This window comes from Stenotrophomonas sp. GD04145 (assembly GCF_029835135.1).
GTDB lineage: Bacteria > Pseudomonadota > Gammaproteobacteria > Xanthomonadales > Xanthomonadaceae > Stenotrophomonas > Stenotrophomonas maltophilia_P.
The window spans coordinates 1-23712 of the sequence record NZ_JAODZG010000051.1 but is presented as its reverse complement, the minus strand read 5'-3'; the positions used below and the strand labels follow the sequence as shown (position 1 = coordinate 23712).

General features: G+C 66.4%; 19 protein-coding genes and 1 riboswitch. Of the genes, 5 read left to right on the top strand and 14 right to left on the bottom strand.

Translation table 11 applies throughout. The annotated features are described in order from the left end of the window. Positions 1–43: 43 nt before the first annotated feature. On the bottom strand, positions 44–547 hold the full coding sequence (locus N7367_RS16975) for a hypothetical protein (RefSeq protein WP_065175090.1): 504 nt from the start codon (positions 545–547) through the stop codon (positions 44–46). 282 nt (positions 548–829) lie between these two features. Here N7367_RS16975 and N7367_RS16970 point away from each other — a divergent pair, with 282 nt between their 5' ends. Further along, entirely contained in the window at positions 830–2857 is a 2028-nt protein-coding gene (locus N7367_RS16970) for a sodium-translocating pyrophosphatase (protein ID WP_065175091.1), read from the top strand. Between the two features lie 49 nt (positions 2858–2906). Here the strand turns inward: N7367_RS16970 and N7367_RS16965 are convergent, their stop codons facing one another. Next, positions 2907–3338, bottom strand: coding sequence for a YbaN family protein (locus tag N7367_RS16965; RefSeq protein ID WP_345781901.1), 432 nt, complete (start codon positions 3336–3338; stop codon positions 2907–2909). Positions 3339–3369: 31 nt separating this feature from the next. Then, positions 3370–3957, bottom strand: coding sequence for a biliverdin-producing heme oxygenase (locus tag N7367_RS16960; RefSeq protein WP_279942835.1), 588 nt, complete (start codon positions 3955–3957; stop codon positions 3370–3372). Between the two features lie 107 nt (positions 3958–4064). On the opposite strand from N7367_RS16960, the gene N7367_RS16955 reads away from it, so the two are divergent. Further along, on the top strand, positions 4065–4322 hold the full coding sequence (locus N7367_RS16955) for a DUF2789 domain-containing protein (RefSeq protein ID WP_279942834.1): 258 nt from the start codon (positions 4065–4067) through the stop codon (positions 4320–4322). A 67-nt stretch (positions 4323–4389) separates the two neighbouring features. On the opposite strand, the gene N7367_RS16950 is transcribed toward N7367_RS16955, so the two are convergent. The 5 genes from N7367_RS16950 to N7367_RS16930 form a co-directional block, all read right to left on the bottom strand. Continuing rightward, positions 4390–7305 (bottom strand): TonB-dependent receptor, encoded by a 2916-nt coding sequence (locus N7367_RS16950; RefSeq protein WP_279942833.1) that lies wholly within the window; start codon positions 7303–7305, stop codon positions 4390–4392. A gap of 169 nt (positions 7306–7474) precedes the next feature. Then, positions 7475–8419, bottom strand: coding sequence for a FecR domain-containing protein (locus N7367_RS16945; RefSeq protein ID WP_279942831.1), 945 nt, complete (start codon positions 8417–8419; stop codon positions 7475–7477). A gap of 105 nt (positions 8420–8524) precedes the next feature. Then, positions 8525–9031, bottom strand: a complete 507-nt coding sequence (locus N7367_RS16940) for an RNA polymerase sigma factor (RefSeq protein WP_053519189.1) — start codon at positions 9029–9031, stop codon at positions 8525–8527. Positions 9032–9110: 79 nt separating this feature from the next. Further along, positions 9111–9587 (bottom strand): hypothetical protein, encoded by a 477-nt coding sequence (locus N7367_RS16935; protein WP_111186799.1) that lies wholly within the window; start codon positions 9585–9587, stop codon positions 9111–9113. Further along, positions 9587–10087 carry a hypothetical protein gene (locus N7367_RS16930; protein ID WP_279942830.1) on the bottom strand — a complete coding sequence of 167 codons (501 nt, stop codon included), beginning with the start codon at positions 10085–10087 and terminating at the stop codon, positions 9587–9589. Before N7367_RS16930 ends, N7367_RS16935 begins: the two co-directional genes overlap by 1 nt. Before the next feature lie 187 nt (positions 10088–10274). On the opposite strand from N7367_RS16930, the gene ppa reads away from it, so the two are divergent. Both ppa and N7367_RS16920 read left to right on the top strand, forming a co-directional pair. Further along, a complete protein-coding gene (ppa, locus tag N7367_RS16925) occupies positions 10275–10814 on the top strand; it encodes an inorganic diphosphatase (RefSeq protein WP_053519183.1) in 540 nt (179 codons plus the stop codon). A 151-nt stretch (positions 10815–10965) separates the two neighbouring features. Then, positions 10966–12087 carry an HDOD domain-containing protein gene (locus tag N7367_RS16920; RefSeq protein ID WP_053519181.1) on the top strand — a complete coding sequence of 374 codons (1122 nt, stop codon included), beginning with the start codon at positions 10966–10968 and terminating at the stop codon, positions 12085–12087. 68 nt (positions 12088–12155) lie between these two features. Here the strand turns inward: N7367_RS16920 and N7367_RS16915 are convergent, their stop codons facing one another. The 6 genes from N7367_RS16915 to thiC all read right to left on the bottom strand — a co-directional run bounded on the left by N7367_RS16915 (position 12156) and on the right by thiC (position 21661). Next, positions 12156–12365 carry a hypothetical protein gene (locus tag N7367_RS16915; RefSeq protein ID WP_053519179.1) on the bottom strand — a complete coding sequence of 70 codons (210 nt, stop codon included), beginning with the start codon at positions 12363–12365 and terminating at the stop codon, positions 12156–12158. A gap of 166 nt (positions 12366–12531) precedes the next feature. Beyond that, entirely contained in the window at positions 12532–15411 is a 2880-nt protein-coding gene (locus N7367_RS16910) for a TonB-dependent receptor (RefSeq protein ID WP_279942829.1), read from the bottom strand. Positions 15412–15460: 49 nt separating this feature from the next. Continuing rightward, the gene (locus N7367_RS16905) at positions 15461–16360 is read right to left on the bottom strand and encodes a helix-turn-helix transcriptional regulator (protein WP_053519175.1); all 900 of its coding nucleotides are present in this window, start codon (positions 16358–16360) and stop codon (positions 15461–15463) included. A 114-nt stretch (positions 16361–16474) separates the two neighbouring features. Beyond that, complete coding sequence (locus N7367_RS16900; protein ID WP_279942828.1) at positions 16475–18787, bottom strand: winged helix-turn-helix domain-containing protein; 2313 nt, start codon at positions 18785–18787, stop codon at positions 16475–16477. Between the two features lie 260 nt (positions 18788–19047). Next, a complete protein-coding gene (locus N7367_RS16895) occupies positions 19048–19719 on the bottom strand; it encodes an ion channel (protein WP_053519170.1) in 672 nt (223 codons plus the stop codon). Positions 19720–19816: 97 nt separating this feature from the next. Next, positions 19817–21661 carry a phosphomethylpyrimidine synthase ThiC gene (thiC, locus tag N7367_RS16890; RefSeq protein ID WP_065175099.1) on the bottom strand — a complete coding sequence of 615 codons (1845 nt, stop codon included), beginning with the start codon at positions 21659–21661 and terminating at the stop codon, positions 19817–19819. Between the two features lie 82 nt (positions 21662–21743). After that, a riboswitch (TPP riboswitch) is annotated at positions 21744–21844 on the bottom strand. A gap of 244 nt (positions 21845–22088) precedes the next feature. Between thiC and N7367_RS16885 the strand changes: the two genes are divergently transcribed. Continuing rightward, positions 22089–23666 (top strand): BCCT family transporter, encoded by a 1578-nt coding sequence (locus N7367_RS16885; protein ID WP_053519166.1) that lies wholly within the window; start codon positions 22089–22091, stop codon positions 23664–23666. The last annotated feature ends 46 nt before the right edge of the window (positions 23667–23712 follow it).

The following is a 23712-nucleotide window of genomic DNA, read 5'->3' as shown; positions in this document are numbered from 1 at the left end:
AAGTACATCCACGCCCTGCGTGGCTTCGCCCTGCCGGACGGCGTCAGTTGCAGGCCTTGCCTTCCACCTGCAGCTGCGCGGCGAACATCGTCACCTGCGGAATCTTGCCGGCGGCGGCCTGCTTCTTTGCTTCTTCCAGATAGATGCGCGACTGCCCCTGGCCGTCCAGCGCCTGGCGGTTGTCGACCGGCAGACGCCACACCCGCACCACCGCCTGCTGTGCCGGGCACGTCGCGCTGGGCACGCGGATCACGTCATTGAGCTTCCAGCCCTTGTCGACAGCGGGCTGCGCCTTGGCGAAGTCGACAAAACGAGCGCGCGGCTGGCACTGCTCGCTGGTACGGACCACGGCGAATCGATACGGCTCGGCAGCCTGGCCGGTGAAGGCGCCCTCCAGCCGCGCACAGGCTTCGGGAATCTGCCGCAGCGTGTGTACCGCTCCCACCGCCTGCGGCGCACCCACCGCGCGTTGCAGTTCCGGGGTCTCGGCGGCAGATGCAGGCATTGCCGGCACAAGGGCGGCAAGCATCAACAGGGACAGACGCATGGGAGGGTCTCCTTCAGGACTGAGCGCAGGCTTGCAGAGGAAGGCTTAACAGGGTGCAAAGGCGCGTCGGTGGAGGGGCAAGCGCTGCGCCTTCCACGCACGGCGCTACCATCCGGGCGCATGTGCACGCATACTGCGGCCACCAGGGAATGCTGAACACCGCCATACGTCGGACGACCGCCACGGTCGGCACGGGTTGGTTCCAGGCTGCAGCCCGTCGTCCCCCTCGTGGTGAAGTTCATCGCCACTGGATGCTCATCATCCATTCTGCGGAGGGGTCTAATGCTGGAACGTCACGGGCTGTCATTGGCGCTGGGCTGCGCCATTCTCGCGATCCTGTTCGGAATCGTCTCGGCGCGCTGGATCCTGCGCCAACCCACCGGCAATGAGCGCATGGTCGCGATCGCCACCGCGATCCAGGAGGGCGCACGCGCCTATCTGAACCGCCAGTACCTGACCATCGGCATCGCCGGCGCGGTGTTGTTCGTGCTCGTAGGCGTGTTCCTGAGCTGGTACACCGCTGTCGGCTTCGCGGTGGGTGCGGTGCTGTCCGGCGTTGCCGGCTACATCGGCATGAACGTGTCGGTGCGCGCCAACGTGCGGACCGCTGAAGCCGCACGCAACGGCATCAGCGCCGCGATGGACGTAGCGTTCCGTGGCGGTGCGATCACCGGCATGCTGGTGGTCGGCCTGGGCCTGCTGGGCGTGGCCGGCTATTACGCCCTGCTGCTGCGGCTCGGGCTGCAGATGGACCAGGCGCTGCATGCGCTGGTCGGCCTGGCCTTCGGCTCTTCCCTGATCTCGATCTTCGCGCGCCTGGGCGGCGGCATCTTCACCAAGGGCGCCGACGTCGGCGCCGACCTGGTCGGCAAGGTCGAAGCCGGCATTCCCGAAGACGATCCGCGCAACCCGGCGGTGATCGCCGACAACGTCGGCGACAACGTCGGTGACTGCGCCGGCATGGCCGCCGATCTGTTCGAAACCTACGCGGTCACGGTGATCGCAACCATGCTGCTGGGCAGCCTGATGCTCGCCGAAGCCGGCGCCAACGCCGTGCTGTATCCGCTGGTGCTGGGAGGCGTGTCGATCATCGCATCGATCATCGGCGCGCTGTTCGTCAAGGTGAAGCCCGGTGGCTCGATCATGGGGGCCCTGTACAAGGGCGTGATCGTGTCGGGTGTTCTGGCGGCGATCGCCTTCTACCCGATCACCACGGGGCTGATGTCCGACAACGTGCACGGTCCATTGGCGCTGTATGGCTGCGCCCTCATCGGCCTGGTCCTGACCGGCCTGATCGTCTGGATCACCGAGTACTACACCGGTACCCAGTACAAGCCGGTGCAGCACGTCGCCCAGGCGTCGACCACCGGACATGGCACCAACATCATCGCCGGCCTCGGCATCTCGATGAAGTCCACCGCGCTGCCGGTGGTGGCGGTCTGTGCCGCGATCTGGGGCGCCTACGCGCTGGGCGGCCTGTACGGCATCGCCATCGCCGCTACTGCCATGCTGTCGATGGCCGGCATGATCGTGGCCCTCGACGCCTACGGACCGATCACCGACAACGCGGGCGGCATCGCGGAGATGGCCGAACTGCCCTCGGAGATCCGGGACATCACCGATCCGCTTGACGCGGTGGGCAACACCACCAAGGCAGTGACCAAGGGCTATGCGATCGGCTCGGCGGCGCTGGCGGCGCTGGTGCTGTTCGCCGACTACACGCACAACCTGCAGGCGGCGAATCCCGGGCAGGAGTTCCGCTTCGACCTCAGTGACCACACGGTGATCATCGGCCTGCTGATCGGCGGCCTGATTCCGTACCTGTTCGGCGCGATGGCCATGGAGGCGGTGGGTCGTGCCGCCGGCGCGGTGGTGGAGGAAGTGCGCCGGCAGTTCCGCGACATCCCCGGCATCATGCAGGGCACCGGCAAGCCGCAGTACGACAAGGCCGTGGACATGCTGACCCGTTCTGCGATCCGCGAGATGATCCTGCCCTCGCTGCTGCCGGTGGTGGTGCCGGTGGTGGTCGGCCTGCTGCTGGGCCCACGCGCGCTGGGGGGCCTGCTGATCGGTACGATCGTCACCGGCCTGTTCGTGGCGATTTCGATGACGACCGGCGGCGGTGCCTGGGACAACGCCAAGAAGTACATCGAGGATGGCCACTTCGGCGGCAAGGGCAGCGAAGCGCACAAGGCCGCGGTGACCGGCGACACGGTCGGCGACCCGTACAAGGACACGGCCGGGCCGGCGATCAATCCGCTGATCAAGATCATCAACATCGTGGCGCTGCTGCTGGTGCCGCTGCTGTAGCGGATCGGTGGAGCCGGGCGTGGGCCCGGCTCCATCCCCTCACGCGGACTCAGCGATTCCAGCGACGCCCACAGCGGCGCGGATCGCCGACATCGCCACGTTCGACACTCTGGGGCGGCTCCAACCGTGGCGCTGGCCGGCTGAGCACATAGCCGGCGCTGACCGCGAAGAACAGGCCCACGCCCAGCAGCAGCCGCCAGGAAGGGTGTGCGCCCCAGCAGAACAAGGCGAACCCCACCGCCATGCCAGCGCTGGCCAATGCCTTGCCCCGGCGCGACACGGCGCCCTGTTCCCGCCACAGTCGCAGCGGCGGGCCGTAGCGAGGATGTGCCAGCAGCCGTTGCTTGAACCGTGGCGAACTGCGCGCGAAGCAGCCCAGCGCCAGGATCAGGAAGATGGTGGTGGGCATCACCGGCAGCAACGCGCCGATCACCCCCAGCCCGACCATCATCCAGCCCAGCGCGAACCACAGCCAGCGCATCAGCGCATCGCCCGCAGGCAGAGCCCGGGCATCAGCCGAACTCGATTTCAACGTGGCCATGCACGCTACGGAACGCGGCATCGGCGGCATCGATCACCTGCTGTTCCTGCGCGGCGCTCAGGGGCACCGCATCCAACGCGGCGGTGAATTCCCGCCAGTGGCGGGCCGCGCCATCCGGGTGCGCAGCCAGGTGGCGGGCACCGAACCCTTGGTCCAGGCCAAGCCGCGCGGCCATCTTGTACAGCACCGTGCCCCCCAGGTTGGAGCCTTCGGCCACGTACAGCCACCCCAGCGCCACCGGCAACGGCAGGTCACCTGCCAACGGCGCCATGTCCGCGCCAGGGAGATCCTGCCCCAGGTCGTGCAGATCAGCTGCCACCTGCTGCAGACGCCGACGCCCGGCCAGCCCCGGCAGCAATGCCTCCAGCGCCGGGCTGGCGTACAGCCGGTCGATGCTGCGATGGAAGCGGTACTGCACGCGCAGGAAGCGGGCGAAGCTGTCGAGATCGGCAAAGATGTCACCGGCCATGATGCGCTTGTCCAGCGCGCCGTGGCTGTCGCGCGTGGCGGCCTTGAGGCGCAGGCTGCGGCTGTCTTCAGGAGCGATATGTGCGTTCACGGAGGGTACCTGGGAGAGAGGTCCTGCTGTAGACGTGCGGCGCAGGGCTTTCCCCAAGCCCGCTTGGGTCGATAATGCCCCTCCCTCTTTCCCGCCGGGAACCGATGATGATCACCACCGAACCGCGCATGACCAACCTGTTCCTGCAGCTGGGCCTGGATGCCAGCGCCGAGGGCATCGCCCGCTTCATCCGCGACCACCAGCTGGCTACCGGCATGGCGGTGGCCGACGCGCCCTACTGGAACGATGGCCAGCGGCAGTTCTTGGCCGAATCGCTGCAGGCCGATGCGGCCTGGAGCACGGTGGTCGATGAACTGAACGAGTCGCTGCACGAAGATGCGGTGAAGGCAGCGACCGGGCTGTAAGCCCGCGGTCGCGGCAAGGCGGTGCGGACCAAGGTCCGCACCCACCGAAGGCGCTCTGCGCAGGTAATCAGTACCTCCAGGTGAACGCAAGGCGCGCGGTACGGCCCGGGGCGGGCATCACGCCCAGGGCGAGCGGATCGAGATAGTAACGATCCGTCACGTTGTCCACATTCGCCTCCACCGACAGCTGGTCGCTGAAGCGCCAGCTGGCGAACAGATCCACCAGGGTGGTGGGCCGGTACAGCTGCTGGATCGCCGAAAGGCCGACATTCCAGTCCTTGTCCAGTCTGCTGATCGGGCCGGCGTTGTGGATCACCCGGGTGCCGAAGGTCAGGCGCTCGTCGAACAGGCGCGATCCAGCCGTCAGGTTCACCATGTAGCGCGGCGGGTTCTGCGTATTGGTGTAGGAACCCTCGAAGCCACCGTCCACGCAGTTGGGCGTACTGGCCAGTTCATCGTTGTTGCGCTGTGCACCGTACGCCCGGCGCTCGGCGGCGATGTCCGGGGCGCAGGTCTTGGCCTTGAAGTAGTAATGCGCGGACAGGTCGGCAAATACCTTGCCGCTGTCATAGCTGGACTGGAACTCCATGCCTGAGACCTTGAACTGGTCGACGTTGCGGATCAGGCCGGCCGACAGCGTGCGGTAGTCACGCGTGATCAGGTCATCGATGCGCGTATCGAAGTACGCCAGCTTCAGCGCGAGGCGATCATCGGCGGTGAACAGGTCATGGTGGACGGTGCTGGCACCGATTTCCCAACTGCGCGCGCGCTCCGGCTTCAGCTCTCCGACGGGTTTGGCGGCGGTGAACAGGCCCAGTGTCGTCTCGAACAGGCTCGGAAGCTTGGTGCCCTCGGCGTACTTCACGTAGACCATCGTGTCCTCGCTGAAGCGATAGGCCACGCTGGCGGTGGGTGAGAAGGCACTGTCGCGGCGACGGATCGGCTGCGACCAGGTCCAGCTGACCGGCACCTCCAGGTCTTCCGGTGCGTCAGCGTCGTAGAAGTTCCAGCCACCGATGTCAGCCACCGTGCCTTTCTTGTACGGCGAGGCCAACAGCGAGGCCTGGGTGAACGCACCATCGGCGTCCGGATACCAGTTCAGCAGCGCGATGCGCTTGGCGCGCCAGGAGGGCAGTGCCGGGTTGCCATCCAGCAGCTCGGTGTAGCGGTACTGTCCCTGCACTTCATAGGCATCGGGTGTGGCCAGACGATTGCGGTCATGCACGTCCACCCGGTTCCAGCGGCCACCGGCCATCAACTCCCAGTGTTCGTCGGGCTGCCACTTCAGCGACGCCACCGCACTGTATTCCTTGCGCTCAGCGTTGCGCAGGAAACGGTTGTTGACCAGATCATCCTGCTTGATCGGTGCGGAGCTGCCCGGTGCGATGTCCTCGTCGCTGTAGGACAGGCCGTAGTCGAGGGTGAACACGCCTGCACGGGTGTCGAAGATCGAGGTGTTGCTGGCATCCAGGCCGAAGCGCTTCTGTCGCAGCGGATTGCGGTAGGCATCCTTGTAGCCCGGATCGCCGCTGAAACTCGGCGCGTCGTACCACTCGGTACGGCGGTCGAAGTACCACGGCGTGATGCCGGTCAGGCTGTTGTACATCACGCTGTCAGCATCGGTGTACCAGGCGTTGACGCGCAGATCGATCCGCTCGCTGTCTGGATCGAAGCGATAGCGCAGGCTGTAGCTGTCCATGTCGACGTGGCCGGGATCCCACTGTGGGATGCGATCCCGCTCAACGCGGATGATCTGCGAGGCCATGATCTCGCCGGCGCGGCCCTCATAGCGGCGATAGCCGGCTTCGAGGGTCTGCGCATCGTCGATGCGCCAGGTGCCTTTGAGCAGGGCCGACGTCGAGCGCGAGGAGGTGTTGAACACTTCGGTACGCGGCGGATTCAACGGTGCCAGCGTGCGCCGCGTCTGCGGAAAGTCATCGTATCCGTGCCTGCCGGAAAAGTAGTTGCCGTTGTCGCGGTGAGCGTACGCCGCGACCAGATCGAAGCGGTCCCAGTGCCCGGCGGCGGCAACGTTGAAGAACTGGCTTCCGGTGGCGCTGCGGTCCGTCCGGGGCACGGCGCTGTAAGCCGGCACGCTGTTGGCGCTGGCGTTGGCCAACCCAGCGCGCACGCGGACGCCGACGTCGCGGCCCTCGCGCAGGATGTCACCCACGTTCAGCGTCTCCATCTCCACCACGCCGCCGATGCCGCCGGACGCGTTGGCCTGCAGGCTGGGGCCCTTGGTGATGGTCAGGCGTGAGATCAGGTCCGGATCAAGATAGCTGCGCTGAGACTGGCCGGCGTAGCCTCGGTAGGTGTCCATGCTGGACTGCCCGCCATCGATGATGACGGGCACGCGGCTCTGGCCCTGGATGCCGCGGATGTTCACGTCGAAACCGTTGCCCACGCGCGGATCACCGGCGGTGACCCCGGCCACGCCCTTGACGATGTCGCCGTTGGATGTGCCACGGAAGCGCTCCAGCGTTGTGCGATCCAGCGTGGTGGTCGAGCCGACGCTGCGATAGCTGTCGAGCAGGCGCGCCTCGTCGCTGCTGATGCCTTCAGCGACGCGATCGCCGGCCACACGCAGCGGGCCGGTGATGGTCGGCGATTGCGCCTGCAGGGCGCCGGCCGCTGCCAGTGTCACTGCACCGTCGCCCACCCGGCGCACGCCCATGCCACTGCCCTGCAGCAGCCTTGCCAGCGCCTCGTCCGCGGTGAACGGGCCGCTGACCGCCTGCGACGTGACGCCGCTGGCCAACGCAGCCGGATAGACCACCTGTACGCCGGACTGCCGCATGTAGCTGCGCAACGCGCTGTCGAGCGGCTGCGCGGGAATGTCGAAGCGCTGCGCGGCTGCCTGCGGGTTGGCAGTATCCTGGGCCAGCGCGGGCGGTACTGCGCCGGCAATACCGGCGGCGAGCAGTGCGACACACAGGCGGGACGGGCGCGGAGTGCGGCCCGGACGTGGGGAATCGAACATGGAGAAACCTGTCAGGAAAGCGGAGCCGCAGGCGCGGCGTCATCCACGGCACGCGTGGACACGGCGACGTACGTGGCGGCTGCGGGTACGTTCGTGGAGTAAGACGAACGGCAGCGCCACAGCCCCAAGGGGGATCACTGCCGATCACGTCTCCACACGTGACACGGCGTCATCTGTGAACGATGACCACAGCCATCGGCAGGCGGGTGATCCTCAGCCCCGTCGTCTCCGCGAGTGCATCCAGGGCCTGTTCGGGGCGATCGATACGCAGTGCGGCACTCACGGCCGGCAAGGTCGACAGGTCGCCCTGCACGAAGGTCGGACCGGCACGATAGCGGCCGAGCAGATGCACTGCATCGGCAACATTGGCCTGCTCAAGCAGCAGTTCGCCCTGGCGCCACGCACCCACGCTGTCGGCAGCGACATCGCTCAGGCGGACGACGCCGGACGCGGAACCATACTGCGCACGCTGCCCCGCCTGCAGATAGGTCCAGCCACTGTCGGCCGGGGCGGCCACGCGCACCCTGCCCTGCCCGACCTGGGTTTCAACCGCTTCCTCGACCCGCGACACGGAGAATGCCGTGGAGATGTCTTCAACCACGCCGTTGCCTGCGGACACGCTGAAGCGCCGCTGCGGATCGGCGACCACCTCGAACCAGGCGCGGCCACGCAGCAGATCGACCCGCCGAGTGCCCGCATCGAAGTGCACGGCGATCGCGCTGTCCGCGTCGAGCACCGCACGGCTGCCGTCGGGCAACTGCACATGCTGGACGCTCTGGCGGCTGCGGTGGTCCGCCTGCAGGCGCAGGGACGCTTCGGGCCAGATCATCAGCATCGCCAGGGCGGCAGCGGCAGCCGTCACCCAGCGCAGCCGCTGACGCCGGCGCCGGCGCCGCACCGCAGACGCGACAGCCGGTCGAGGGCCGAGGCTGCGCCACAGCGTGCGCTGCTGCTCGAAGGCGTGGCGATGGCCCGGTTGCGCCAGCCACTCTTCGAATTCGCACATGCCAGCATCGGTGATGTCGCCCGATGCCAGCCATGCGATCCAGCGCATGGCCTGTTCGGCCACGACGTCTTCGCAGGCGGCGGGAGAAGAAGTGTTCGGCGGGCTCATTGGCTGGCGGACAGGAATATTCACGCGCGGGGAGAGGGAACTGGACCGCAGGTACAGTCCAGCCATCAAGACGTTTGAGCCAGCCCCATCCCCAAGCGCGTCCGCTCAGCGGCCGCTGCGGGCCCAGGCCAGGCGCTGCAACGCGGCGCGGATGTGGTTCTCCACGGTGGTGACCGACACGCCAAGGCGACGCGCGATCTCGGCCTGGGTCAGGCCCTGCAGCCGATTGAGGCGGAAGATGGCGCGGGTCGGCTCCGGCAGGTGGCTGGCCGCATCGAGGACACGCTGCAGCTCATCCTGCGCCATCACCTGCTCTTCGGTGGACGTGGACGTAGCCTCGTCCGGTCCCCACAGGTAGTGATCGGCCAACAGGCGGTTGCGGCGCGTCGACTCGCGTCCATGATCGGTCGCCAGGTTGGCTGCCAGGCGGTACAGATAGGCCCTGGGATTGTCGATCAACGGGGCGTTGCCCACCCCGCGGGCCTTGAACCAGACAGCCTGGATCACGTCCTCCGCACCCGGGTCGCCCCCCAGGATGCGCTGCACCCGGCGCAGCAGCGCCGGCCGCTCTCGGATCAGCAGTTCGGTGAGGGTGGCGGCATTGGATGGCATGCGCGGAGCCGGTACGACGGGAGGGCGCCGCGCATGCTACACCGTCAATGCGAATCAGTCACGTTCTCATTTGAGAGAATCACAGGCAACCGATCAGCCCCTCGTGAATCGAAATGCGGCTGCCTGGCGGCGTGACATGGATCGCACGGACGGGCGCGGCCTGCTCCAGCGCACGGAGGAAGTCCTCAAGCCGTGTTCCCGTCGCCACGGGCAGTGGACAGGCGAAACTGCGCAGGTCGACATCGATCCGTCCATCATCAGCCACCGCGGTGGCGCTGCCGGCGAAGGTCCAGATGCAGCTCTGGATGGCGCCGCTCGCCGCATGCACCGAGCAGCGCAACCGCATCGGCAGCAGATTGCTGTATTCGCCTTCGCAGAAGGTGTCACCGCAGACGTGGTCAAAGCTCTGCCGCAGCGACCGTTCGACCGCCAGGAAGCGTTGCCACCCAGCCGCCTGGTTGGGGAACAGGCGTGCATCCACATAGGCCGGCGCAGCGTGTGCCGCGCCGGCCAGCCCCATCAGGCCTGCAAGAACACCCCTCTTCAGCGCGCGCATCAGGCGGCCCTCCCGGCATTGCCCGGCCGCCCCAGGCAGGTCGGCAGTGTGTCGAAGTCCGTCACATCGGTTCCCGGGAAGGGCTCGAACGCGCCCTCCTCCTGCTCCAGCGTCGCGTGGAACACCTCCACCGGAATCCCCTCCCCAAGGGTGACGGGGCAGATCCAGCGCGCATTGTCCACCTGCACTTCGCCGCGGACCGGTTCGACCTGCAGCTCGCTGGCCACGATGCCCCAGGCGCAGTGGCGTACGGTGCCGGCGTCGGCCTGCACGGCACAGCGGAACGTCAGTACCCGGTAGTTGCTGTACTCACCTTCGCAGAAGGTGTCGGCGCAGATGCCGTCGAACTCGCGCACCAGCGACGCCTGCAACCGGTGGAAGCGGTCCCGATTGGCTTGGAGCGAGGGGTAGTCGACAAGGTCGACATGGCTGGCGTGTGCCAGCGCCGGCAGGGTTGCGAACAACAGGAACGTGCCGCAGCAGCGGGTTGTCCAGGACATGGCGGGTATCTCCCAGGGAACGAGCCAGCAGCCTGCGCCGGCCGGCCTTCCGGGCCCATCGGGCAAGGCGGGCGCCGCAGGTCGTCCACCTGCGCAGCGGCCTGTAGGGGTCGCCCCACCTGCACAGCGGCCTGCAAAGGCATAAAATGGAGGGCTATCCGCCTACATCCCCACCTGGAGCACGACCATGGGTCTGGAACTCGTCTCGCCCGGCAAGAACCCGCCGGAAGAAATCAACGTCATCATCGAGATCCCGAAGGACTCGGAGCCGGTGAAGTACGAAGTGGACAAGGAAACCGGCGCGATCTTCGTCGACCGCATCCTGTCGACCCCGATGCGCTACCCGTGCAACTACGGCTACGTGCCCAGCACCCTGTGCGGCGACGGCGATCCGGCCGACGTGCTGGTGGTGCTGCCGCTGCCGCTGGTGCCGGGCTCGGTGGTGCGCTGCCGCCCGGTCGGCGTGCTGAAGATGAGCGATGAGGCCGGCAGCGACGAGAAGATCCTGGCCGTGCCGGTCGCCAAGATCTTCAGCGGCTATGCCCACGTGGAGGACATCGAGCAGGTCTCCAGCCACTGGCTGGAGCGCATCGGCCACTTCTTCGAGCACTACAAGGACCTGGAAAAGGGCAAGTGGGTCAAGCTCGACGGCTGGGGCGGTGCGGCGGAAGCCAAGCAGATCCTGGTCGAAGCGCACGCGCGCTACCTGGAAGGCAGCAAGGCCTGATCCTGAACCGCGTCGCTCCGGTGTGTCCTGCCGGAGCGATGCGGGTCACGTTTCAACACCACGGCACAGCACTCCGGGTGCTGTATTAGGTAAATTGCGTCACTTCACACGTCGTCGACATCCAGCGTCGAGACAGCCAGGGGATTGTGTCGTGCGTATTCTGCTTGTTGGAGATGCAGCCAGCCTGCCGGCCGAGCTGACCGAATTCATTGCCGATCTTGGGGAAGACTGGCAGCCGTTGACCGCCGCCGACGGCCACACCGCGATGACGGCAGTGGCGACGCAGGGCGTGGACGCGGTGATCGTCTGCCCGCAGCTGCCGGACCTCAATGCCACCACCTTGCTGGGGCAGATCCGGACACTGCGCCCGGAAACCATCCGTATCGCCCTGGTCGATGCCCAGCACGGCAACCGGCCACCACCGGCGCGCCTGATCGGCGTTGCCCACCGCTTCCTGCCGCTGCCACTGGCGCCGGAAGTGCTGCTGGAGGCCTTGACCAGCCTGGAAGAGCTGCGCGAGGTGCTGGACAGCCCGCGCCTGCGTGATGCCATCGGCCGCATCGAGAAGCTGCCTTCGCCGCCACACCTGTACCTGAGCCTGACCCAGGCCCTGGAACACGATGACGATACCGACAGCGCCGACGTGGCCAAACTGGTCGCCGCCGATCCTGCCATCGCCGCGAAAGTCCTGCAGCTGTCCAACTCGGCCTTCTTCAGCCAGGGCCGCACCATCGCCGATCTGCGCACGGCGGTCACCCGACTGGGCCTGTCCACCCTGCGCGACCTGGTCCTGGCAAGCGAGGTGTTCTCGGCACCGACGCTGTCTGCGGCCGAACGCAACTCGCTGCAGCAGCGCGCCCTGCTCGCCTCGCGCCTGGCCGCCCGCCTGCTGCCCGATTCCAGTGCGGAACTGGGTGCCACCGCGGCGCTGCTGGCTGATATCGGCCTGCTGCTGCCGGGCGTCCGCAACGAGCGCAGCGAGCCTGCGCTGGCCGGCGACCTCCGTCCCGGGCACGCCGAAGCCGGCGCCTACCTGCTGGGGCTGTGGGGCCTGCCGATGCCGATCATCGAAGCGGTGGCGTTCCACCTGCAGCCGCAACGCGCCACGACCCGCAGTTTCTGGGTGACCGGGGCGGTGCACGTGGCGCTGGCGCTGGTCAACGGCGATCCCGTTGACGAGGACTACCTGCAGCGCGCGGGCGTGCTCAATCGATTGCCGCAGTGGCGTGAGCATGCCAATGCACTGATGGGGCTGACACCCACTGACGCCTGAGCAGCACGCAGACGACTGCCGTCACCTCGCATGAGGGCGCGTCCAACGGACGCGCCCTTTTTTCTCTCTCAGCGCTGCGGACAGGCGTCCAGCACGCACAGACGCCATTGACGCTCGCACAGGGCCGGGGCGTTGCCCTTGGCCAGGCACTCCAGCCGGAGTTGCTCGCAGTACACACCGCCGCCGCAGACGATGATGTTCTGTGCGGACAGCGAGCCCACCAGCGTTGCATAGATCAGGACGGCGGCCGATACCTGGCGGAAAAGCGTGCGCTTCATATCCATCTCCCAGTGTCCGGTATTGGACGCACCTACTGTGCTGAATGCGACAAGAGCAGACAGTGACCGCACTCACTTTCCCGACCTGATCAGAATTCCCTTACAGAAACGAAAAGGGCGGACCTTGCGGTCCGCCCTCCTCGTTCTGCTATCGCACTTCGATGGATCAGAAGCGCTGGGTGTACTTCATGTACAGGAAGCGACCCACGTCGAAGCCGCCGTAGTAGGCGAAGCTCGAGTTCGGCTGGGTGAACATGATCGGACCCTTGTGGTCGAACACGTTGTTGGCGCCCAGCGCGATGGTGGCATCCCACGGTGCCTTCCAGCTGACCTGCAGGTCGTGGAAGGTGTTGGAGCCGGTCTTGCGCAGCGGCGACTTCTCACCGTTCTGGTAGCGGTCGGCGTCGTCGCACGGACGGTTGGCCACGCAGGCTTCGTTCATGCCCGAGTAGTAACGTGCGGTGTACGCCACGCCGAAGTCACCCTTCGACCAGGTCAGGCCCAGGTTCGAACGCACGCGGAACAGGCCCGGCTCACCGACACGGCCGATGGTGATGTTGTCACCGTCAGCGTTCTGGCCCTGCTCGTCGTACTTGGCCAGGTAGCTCGTCTGCCAGTCGATCGCGAACTGGCCGATGGCCAGCTCCGGCAGGCGGTACTTGATGCCCAGGTCGTAGCCCTGGGTTTCCATCTGGCCGAGGTTGGCCAGGCCGTAGGTCATGCCGTTGATGTGGCCATCGCCTGCACGGGTGTGTGCGGCGCAACGCGAAGCATCGCCCAGCACGTAGCAGTCACGCAGGATGCGGTCGACGCTGTCAGCGATGATCATGTCGCTGATTTCGTACTTGTACCAGTCCAGCGAGATGTCCAGGCCCTGCACCCAGCGCGGGCTCCAGACCAGGCCGACGGTGGTGCTCTTGGAGGTTTCCGGGGTCAGGTTCGGGTTGGCACCCGAGATGAACTGGTCCGGCGTCGCACACGGGGTCGAGGTGCACGGAATCAGGCCCTGGCCCAGCTGGGTGTAACCGACCGGGACGCCCGCCGCCGAGCAGGCCGCGTTGCCGTTGACCGAACCCGGCGCGGTGATGCCGCACGGATCGGTGTACGACTCGAAGCTGCTGCTCAGGCCACCGTACAGGTTGTCGATGGTCGGAGCACGGAAGCCCTCAGCCCAGGTACCGCGAACCAGCAGCTCGTCCAGCGGACGCCAGGTGAAGCCGAACTTCGAGTTCAGGGTGTCGCCGAAGTTGCTGTAATCCGAGTAACGGGTCGCAGCATTCAGGGTCAGTTCCTTGGCAAACGGCATGTCCGCCAGGACCGGCACGTTCAGTTCCAGGTAGACCTCGTCCAGCGAGTACTCACCCTGGGTGGTCTGCGCGCCCAGGCCGGTGGACTGGCCCGACTGTGCGAAGGCGTCTGGCGAGAAGCGGCCTTCTTCCTTGCGGTGCTCGACGCCCACGGCGAAGCCCAGGTCACCGGCCGGCAGGGTCACGATCGAACCCGACAGGTTGGCGGTGAAGCTGGTGGTCTTGGTCAGACCGGTATCGGTGAAGTACGGGAACAGGAAGTCCTGGGTGGCCTGGTCGGCCAGCGAACCGGCACCGGCAACGCCGAACGGCAGCAGCGGGTTCCACGGACGGCAGCCGCTGGTGGCGAGCGGATCGGACATGCTGGTGCCGCAGCGGGCGACGCCATCAGCACCGATGAACGAAGCGCCCAGCGCCTGTTCCGATGCGATCAGGCTCATGTCACCGTGACCACGCTTGGTGGTTTCGTTGCGGTTCCACAGCGCGCCGACGTCCCAGTCGAAGGTCTTGCCGGCGAAGTCGAAGAAGCCGCTGATGCTCGGGGCGAAGCGCAGGGTCTTGACCTGGCTTTCGGTGGTGCGCGGCACTTCCCACAGACGGCGGCGGAAGGTCAGGTCTTCACCGGTCGGGTTGAACGCGCTGTCGGCCGACAGCGGGGTGTCGAAGGATGCCGACTGGTACGGATAGCCTGCGATCTGCTGGGTGGTGTTGCGCTCGTTGTAGAGCACGTCAGCGTTGAACGAGATCGCGTCGGTGAAGTCGTAGTTGCCGTTGACGTACAGCGACTTACGCTCGATACCGGTCTGCACCATCATCTGCTCGTTGGCATTGACGGCGTCAGCGGAGGTTTCCAGACGGTAGTCGGCGCGGTTGGCCGGGTTGCCGCCATCACGCAGGGTGTACCAGCGCTGGTCGCTCGGGCCGACATAGCCCGGCTCGCCCTGCTTCAGGTTCGGGGTGACGCACGGGTCGCAGAAGCCACCCTTCTGGTTGATCGGGCTGGCGCCCGAACCCGGGTAGTTCGGGCCGGCGTTGCCGTCACGGCTGAACCAACGGTCCTTCGCCCACACCGGATCCTGCTTGGAGTACTCGGCGGACAGGGTGACACCGCCGCGCTCGCCCATGCTGCCGAGGGTGAACGAATAGGTTTCGGTGTCGCCGTCGCCCTTGCCGTACTGACCGACATAGACGCTGGCTTCAGCGCCGTCGAAGCGCTTGCGGGTGATCACGTTGACCACGGCCGCGATGGCGTCCGAACCGTAGATGGCCGAGGCGCCGTCCTTCAGGATCTCGATGCGCTCGATGGCGGCCATCGGGATCTGGCTCAGATCCTGGTAGCCGGCGGTGGTCGCGCCCAGGCGCTTGCCGTTCATCAGCACCAGGGTGCGCTGCGCGCCCAGGTTGCGGATGTCGACGTAGTAGCCACCGACGTTTTCGCCCGAAGCCAGCGACTCCGAACGGGAGATGGCCGGGGAGCCGGCCGAGGTCAGGTTCTGCAGGACGTCGGCAACCGAGGTGTAGCCCTGCTTTTCCAGGTTCTCACGGCTCAGGGTGACGATCGGCTGCTGGGTTTCAACGGCAGCGCCGCGGATGCGCGAGCCGGTGACCGAAATGCGGTCCAGGTCGGTGGTGCCCTTTGCTTCCGGTGCTTCCTGTGCGGAAGCGAAGGCGGGCGCCAGCGCCAGCGCAATGCCGGCCGGCAGCAGGCCGAACCGCACTGCGGGGTTACGAACGTTCATCAATCTCTCCAAGGTACGTGTTAGCAGCGTGTTAAAACACCCCAGCACGTTACGATTGCGTTGCAGCGCTGTATTTGCGCGAACCAACCAGAGACTTTGCGGATTGTGGCGGGAGCAAGCCGCCGTTTTCCCTGAAGCGCGAAGCGGACTGCCCGTAGCGGGCGCGGAACGCCCGGGCGAAGCTGCAGCAGTTGTCGAAACCACTGGCCGCGGCGACCTCCCCCACCATCATGTCGGTGTCGCGCAGCAGGTCGGCGGCGCGCTCCAGGCGCAGCCGTGCCGAAAGCGACTGCGGGCTTTCTTCATACAGGCTCTGGAACGTCTTGGAGAGATACCAGCTGGAGAAGTTGGTCAGCTCGGCCAGTTCGCCGATGCGTACGACGCGGTGGCTGTTGCCTTCCAGATAGAGGCGGGCGCGCTGCATGCGACCGAACACCTGGCGCTTGCGGCTGCGCGAACGGCCAGGGCAGCGCTGCACGTTGTCGGCCAATCCACGCTGCAGGCCGGCCAGATGCAGCAGCAGCGGGCGCAGGTGCTGCGCCGGGTGGCCACTGGCCAAGGCATCACGCCACAGGCGCAGCGCGACGCGAGCGTCACTGCGGCCCATCCGGCCGCGGCCCGCGTACAGGCCGCAGTCAGCCATCTCCGCCAGCACACGCAGCGCTTCCACGTTCAGGTTCAGGCCGATGCACAGCCCGTTGCGCCCTGCCTGCACCAGCGGGCGCGATTCCTTCTCGAACGCGATCCATTCGCCGTGGCGCAGGCGGAAGCGCCCCTCCTTGGCCTCCACCCAGGAGCTGCCGCGCACCTGCATCCACACGGTGAAGCTGCTGCCCGCGGTCTGCAGGCTGCCGAGCCGGGCAACGCCCAGACAGGTCGGCACGACGTCATCGAGTGCCTTGTCCAGGGAGACGGATTGGCCACGATCGGCCAGTGAGAGTTGACGCATGGTGCACCACGGATTTGCCAAGTACAGGCCTCCGTTTTGCCCAATCAGGCGGCACCGCGTCAGGAAAGACCGACGAGATCGCCACGAATTCGCGGCGAGATCCCGACGAAAAAATTACGAAGGCCCATTTCCCTTGAACATCAACATCTTGGAGAAGGCCGGGAACAGCGCTGGCGCCTTTTCGGGCAGCCGCATCACGCCGATGTCGGCGCCATCACTGACTGCCAGAGCGACAAACAGGGCCGTCCCGTCTGCGCTGGCGCTGAGTCCGTTGCTCGCGCTCAAGCGCTGCGCGTCCAGGCAGCGCCCGGCATCCTCCTGCCCGGCGGCGATGCGGACGAGGATGGTGCTGCAGCGGGTGGAACTGCCGAGATATCCGATGCTGTCGTGGCCGGCAACCGTCCACGAGCGGTAGCGCCAGCGGCTGGGTTTGTCCTCGCTGATCTGCCGCACGCTGTCCGGGGACAGCGCCGCGTCCGCCGCCCACAACCCCTCCGCCGCCAGGCGGGTGAACAGCACCCGACGGCCTGCGCGGTCAAAGCGGACCTGGGAGACGCCGTCGATGCTCGCCAGCCGCCGCCAGGGTTGGGTGCTGCGATCGAACAGACTGAGCCGCGTACGCTGGTCGACATCACGTTCGACCACCAGCAGCTGCTCGGGCGTGGCGCCATACAGCGCCTGCAGCGGCTGTTCGGCGGGCACGGGCAGCGGTTGCAGACGCTCGTCGCGGGGTGCGATCTCGTAGACCACCGCGCGACCGTGTGCATCGCGCCCAACCACCAGAAGTTGCCGGCTGTCGGCCGACCAATCGGGGGCCTGCCGTGCTTCCGGGCGCAGGCCCTCGATCGGCCGCAGCGAATCGGGGCGTTGCATGTCCGCCCACCAGAGAGCGAAGCTGCCCGAGCGGTCAGAGGTGAATACCAGCTGGCGACCGTCCGGTGCTGCCATCGGTTGACCGTCGCGGCCGCTGGACGCAAACAGGCGCTCCGGTTCACCGCCCTGCATCGGCACCTTGAACACGCCGAACTGTGCACGGCGATGGACGAAGGCCAGCATGCCGCCATGCCGCGATACCGCCGGCCACTGCGCGTCGTCCAGTCCGGCATCACGCAGCGTGCGCCGCTCGATGTCGAGGTAATAGAGCCGCACCTCGCTGTCGACCCGGCGGCCGAACACGATGGTGCGGCCGTCGCCAAGCCAGGCCCATCCGCGCAGCTCGGCCGACTCGCTGGTCAGCTGCTCCGGCGTGCCACCCGCGGCAGGAACCCGCCACAGGTCGCCCATCTGCGGGTTGCGCACGAACACCAGCCATTTGCCGTCCGGCGAATAGCGCGGCGCGTAATCGAAATCGTCCTGATCGACGGCGTACTGCAGCGGCTGCCACTGTCCGCTGGCCAGATCGAGTACTCGGATACCGCGGTGGGCATAGCGGCCCACCATGCTGCCGAATACCAGGCCGCGCCCGTCGGGTGTCCAGTCGAAGCTGAGCAGCTCGGTGCCATCGCAGCGCGTGGCCTGGCGCAACGCGCCGCCGGTCGCACTGGCGATCAGCACCTGACAACCCCCATCGGCGGAGAAGCGGGCAAAGGCGATGTCGCGTCCATCCGGCGACCAGTTCGGGAAGCGATCAACCGCACCCTCAGGAGGAACAAGCAGCTGCCGCGCCGGCGCGTTGCCGGACGTCTGTACCTTGATCGCACCGCCGCCCAGGCCATCCTCGCTGGCACCTTCGTAGGCCACCTGCGAACCATCCGGCGACAGCGTGGGATAGGTTTCGAAGCCTGCGGTGGCGGTGATCAGCCGATAGGGCCGCTGCGGGCTGCCGATCACCCGCGTGCCGTTCTCCACCGCCGCCTCCACCGGAGAGCTGGCCGGCGCACGGCGCAGCAGCAGGACCGTCATCACCAGCAGTGCGGCCAGCATCAACAGGCCCAGCACCAGCAACAATCGACGTCGCAGGTAGCGCCAGCGACGGCGTCGCATGTCCTCCGGGGCTGGCGTGTGCACTTCCACGACCGCGTTGGAATCGCCAGCCGCGCCTTCGGCCTCGACCGCCAGTTCCGCTTCGGGCTCGGGCATGGCCTGCACCGGTACGCGCAGGCGATAGCCGGTCTTGGCGATCGTCTCGATATACGCCTGGCCATTGTCATCGTCGTTGGCGAACGCTTTGCGCAGCTGGGTGACCGCCTGCGTCAGCACATCGTTGGTGGGCAGCGTATCGGGCCACACCTCGGCGAACAGTTCTTCGCGGGTGACCACGCGCCCGGGTTGCCGCAGCAGCACACGCAGCACGCCCAGCGCCTTCGGCGTCAGCCGGCGCGGGCGACGCGCGCCGGCAACTTCGACCTCTCGCGAGGACAAAGTGACGACACATTCGCCGATCCGGATCCGATCAGATTCGGTGGGCTGGATTTCGCTGCGGTTCATTTTTTGCTAAACAGTAGAGACAGTTTCCGGGCAGTGTTCGCCTTCGATACCGTCCCCAACGGGGAACAGCGAAAAGCCAGACTCCGCACAAAGCATCGGCGCATACCGCAAAAACAATGGAGCGCGAGAATACTAGCCTATGCCGGTTACCTCGCCTATCGCGTGGTCGACATCAGGCTCTCTCTCGCCGACGCATTCACATAACTTCGCACCATCATTCGCGCCCTTTCGGGCGCGAAATTTTTATCTGCCATTCATTTTCAGAAACGCCGCAGCATGGTCAATCCGACCAGCCGCGAAACCACCAAAGCCACGTACATCACGCCTGAGAACTGCTCCAGCATGACCAGTGCGCGTGCCTGCGGATGCAGCGGCACGACATCGCTCAGGCCGACCCCGGACAGCAAGCTGAAGCTCAGATAAAGCAGCTCCATCCAGCTTCGCTGAGGTCCCTCGCTGCTGCCCTGGAAGCTGCCCGGATACCACTGCTGGCACACCCCGAATGCGAAGGCGAATGCCCACGCGAGCAAGGTGAAGGTGGCGCCGGCCGCGAACAGCTCGTCGCGGGTGACTTTGTGGTCCTGCAGCATGTAGGCGATCAGGGCGCCGGCCGTATAGAAGTAGAGCAGGCTCTCCAGAAGCTGCGCGGTGGTCACCAGCGCGGCGCGGTCCAGCAGCGCGCCGGCGATGGAGAACACCACCGCCGGAATCGCCAGCAGCAGTGCCAGCCATGTACCCAACGGGCTGCGCTGGACCACCCACAACGCCAGGCCCAGCACCGCCATTCCAAACATGCCCAATGCAGCGCGGCCGGCGGCCGTGTCGTCCAGCGCGGGATACAGCATCACCGCCAGCAGCTGCGCGCCCAGCAGCCACGCGGACGGATGGCGGCGGGCGATGGCCAGCCAGCGGGTGGTCACGGCAACAGGCATGGCGTCCCTTCCCCGGAAAGATGGGCGGAGGATAACGGGATGCGCGTGAGGCGCGCGATGCAGCGCCGCCGGGGCACGCCCGGCGACGCCAGTCCGGTCAGCCCTGCTGGTAGACCTCCGCGCCCGCAGCGCGGAACTGCTCGGACTTCTCCTTCATTCCGGCCTCGGCGTACTCCCGCACGTCCTGGGTGATCTTCATCGAGCAGAAGTGCGGCCCGCACATCGAGCAGAAGTGCGCCAGCTTGTGCGCGTCCTTGGGCAGCGTCTCGTCATGGAATTCCTTTGCCTTCTCCGGGTCCAGCCCGAGGTGGAACTGGTCTTCCCAACGGAACTCGAAGCGCGCCTTGCTCAATGCGTTGTCGCGGACCTGCGCGCCCGGATGCCCCTTGGCCAGGTCGGCCGCATGTGCGGCGATGCGATAGGCCATGATGCCGTCGCGCACATCCTGGCGGTTGGGAAGGCCAAGGTGTTCCTTCGGCGTCACGTAGCAGAGCATCGCGGTACCGAACCAACCGATCATCGCTGCGCCGATGGCACTGGTGATGTGGTCATAGCCGGGCGCGATGTCCGTGGTCAGCGGCCCCAGCGTATAGAACGGAGCCTCACCACATTCGCGCAGCTGCTTGTCCATGTTTTCCTTGATCAGCTGCATCGGCACGTGCCCGGGACCTTCGATCATCGTCTGCACGTCATGCTTCCATGCGATCTTCGTCAGCTCGCCCAGCGTTTCCAGCTCGCCGAACTGCGCCGCGTCGTTGGCGTCTGCGATGCAGCCCGGGCGCAGCCCATCGCCCAGCGAGAAGGTCACGTCGTAGGCCTTCATGATTTCGCAGATGTCTTCGAAGTGCGTGTAGAGGAAATTCTCCTTGTGATGGGCCAGGCACCACTTGGCCATGATCGAGCCGCCGCGACTGACGATGCCGGTCACCCGCTTGGCGGTCAGCGGCACGTAGCGCAGCAGCACGCCGGCATGGATGGTGAAGTAGTCCACGCCCTGTTCGGCCTGTTCGATCAATGTGTCGCGGAAGATCTCCCAGGTCAGTGCCTCGGCACGGCCATCGACCTTCTCCAGGGCCTGATAGATCGGCACCGTGCCGATCGCCACCGGCGAGTTGCGGATGATCCACTCGCGGGTCTCGTGGATGTGCTTGCCGGTGGACAGGTCCATCACCGTATCGCCCCCCCAGCGGATCGCCCACACCAGCTTCTCCACTTCCTCGGCAATGCCGGATGACACCGCGCTGTTGCCGATGTTGGCGTTGATCTTGGTCAGGAAGTTGCGGCCGATGATCATCGGCTCGCTTTCCGGGTGGTTGATGTTGTTGGGCAGCACCGCCCGGCCACGGGCGATTTCGTCGCGGACGAACTCCGGGGTGATGATCTTCTGGATGGATGCGCCGAAGGCTTCGCCCGGATGCTGCTGCAGCAGGCCTGCATCGCGGATCGCGTCCAGCCGCTGGTTCTCGCGGATGGCGACGAATTCCATCTCCGGCGTGATGATGCCGCGGCGCGCATAGTGCATCTGGGTGACATTGCCACCCGCACGGGCGCGGCGCGGCAGGCTGCGGGCCGGGAAGCGCACCGCATCGAGCTTCGGGTCGTGCTCGCGATCGCGGCCGAAGGAAGAGCTCAGGCCATCAAGCTGTTCGGTGTCACCCCGCGCTTCGACCCAGGCACGGCGCAGGGCCGGCAAGCCCGCGGACAGGTCGATGCGCACGTCAGGATCGGTGTAGGGGCCGGAGGTGTCATACACCGTGACCGGCGCGTTCTCTTCGCCGCCGAACAGGGTCGGCGTGCGGCTCAGTGTGATCTCGCGCATCGGCACGCGCAGGTCCGGGCGCGAGCCGGTGACATGGATCTTGCGCGAGCCGGGAATCGGCCGGGTCACGGATTCGGAGAGTTGCTGGGCCTGTTGCTGCAGGGCGGAGAGCTGTGCGTTCATCGGGCATCGTCCAGGAGGGTCAGGGACGAAGCGGCGGCGCACTGCCCCCGCACGCGGACGGCCCTTGGGCCGCGTCCGGGTTCGGTTGCATTGCAAAGCTTCCCTACGCCGGTATGAGCCGGATCAGGTTCCAAGGGACTGTCTCAACCGTGGCCGATGGCCGCGGTACCCCCGCTTCTTGCCGGCATTAGACCATAGAAGTCCTGCAACAGGGCGAGCCTACGGGGCGGCTGCGCGTCACGCGACATTGATGAATTAACGCAACCATGACGTCGCGTTCAGTAACGTGCACGCGCATCGTGTCGCTGCGACCGATGACGCATCGCCGCCATCGCGGCCCCTGCCCGGCTAGCGCTCGAGTGCCGCCGGCCCCTCGCTGCAAGCATTTGCTCGCTCCCTCAATCCCTTTGATCGGAGAAGCTCCTTCATGGTGTTTCGTGTTTCCATCGCACTGGTCCTGTTGCTGGTGCTGCTTGCCGGCGTAGCACCCGGTCCCTTCAACGCCGTGGTGCAGAGCATCCTCGGCGAACTCATCCGCGGCATCGGCTGGCTGTACCTGCTGGTGGTGTTCCTGGCGCTGGTGTTCCTGATGTACCTGGCGTTCGGCCGCTTCGGCAACCTGCGCATCGGTGGCGAAGACGCCGAACCCGAATTCTCGCGGGCCAGCTGGATGTCGATGCTGTTCGCCGCCGGCATGGGCATCGGCCTGGTGTTCTGGGGGGCGGCCGAGCCGATCTCCCACTTCAGCAAGCCGCCGGAAGGACTGGCACCGGAAAGCATGGACGCCGCACGTGCAGCGATGCGCTATGCGTTCTTCCACTGGGGCCTGCATCCGTGGGCGATCTACGCGCTGATCGGTCTGGCAATGGCGTGGTTCCAGTTCAACCGCAACGGCCGCGGGCTGGTCAGCGACATGCTGCAGCCGATCATCGGTCATCATCATCGGGGCTGGATAGGACGGATTGTCAACATTGCCGCGGTGGTGGCCACGGCAATCGGTGTGGCCACCACGTTGGGCTTCGGCACCATCCAGATCGCAGCCGGCATGCAGCGCGTGTTCGGCGTGCATGCCGGTGTGCCGCTGCAGCTGACCATCATCGCCGTCGCCTTCGTGCTGTACATGGCCTCCACCCTCAGCGGCGTGGAGCGCGGCGTGAAATGGCTGTCGAACTTCAACCTGGCGCTGGCCGCCCTGCTGCTGGCACTGGTCCTGGTGCTCGGGCCGACCGGCGCGATCTTCAATACCTTCACCACGACACTGGGGTCCTACCTGAACCAGCTGGTGACGATGAGCCTGCGCATGTCACCGTTCTCCTCCAGTACGTGGGTCGCCGACTGGACGATCTTCTACTGGGCCTGGTGGATTTCCTGGGCACCGTTCGTGGGTTCGTTCATCGCGCGCATCTCGCGTGGCCGCAGCGTGCGCGAGTTCGTGGTGGGCGTGGTACTGGCGCCGACGCTGCTGGGCTTCTTCTGGTTCTCGGTGTTCGGTGGCACCGCGATCTGGTCGCAGATCTTCGGCCATGCAGACCTGGTACAGGCGCTGGGCAACGGCTATGAGACCGTACTGTTCACCCTGTTCGACAGCATGCCGCTGCCATTGCTGCTGTCGTGCATCGCGCTGGTTCTGCTGATGATCTTCTTCGTGACCTCGGCTGACTCGGCGGTGCTGGTGCTGGCCAGCATGTCCACCGACGAGGCAGGCGACCCGCCCGCCAAGCGCAAGCTGGCCTGGGGTGTGGGCATCGCGCTGATCGCAGGTGCGTTGCTGCTGGCCGGCGGCCTCGACGCGCTGCAGGGCATGATCACGATCTCGGCACTGCCATTCGCGCTGCTGATGGTGCTGGTGATGGTCTCGCTGTACCGGGTACTGGACCAGGAGTACACGCGGGAGCGGCGGCAGGCACAGCGCCAGCGGCACATGATCGATGCGTGGATCGCGCGCGAAATGGCGGCACAGGAAGAAACCCAGGCCGAAGCAGCGCGCGCGCAGGATTCGGATTGAGGGTGTTCTGCAGCCTGCGGCTGCACCGCTTTTTCGCAAGCAAGGG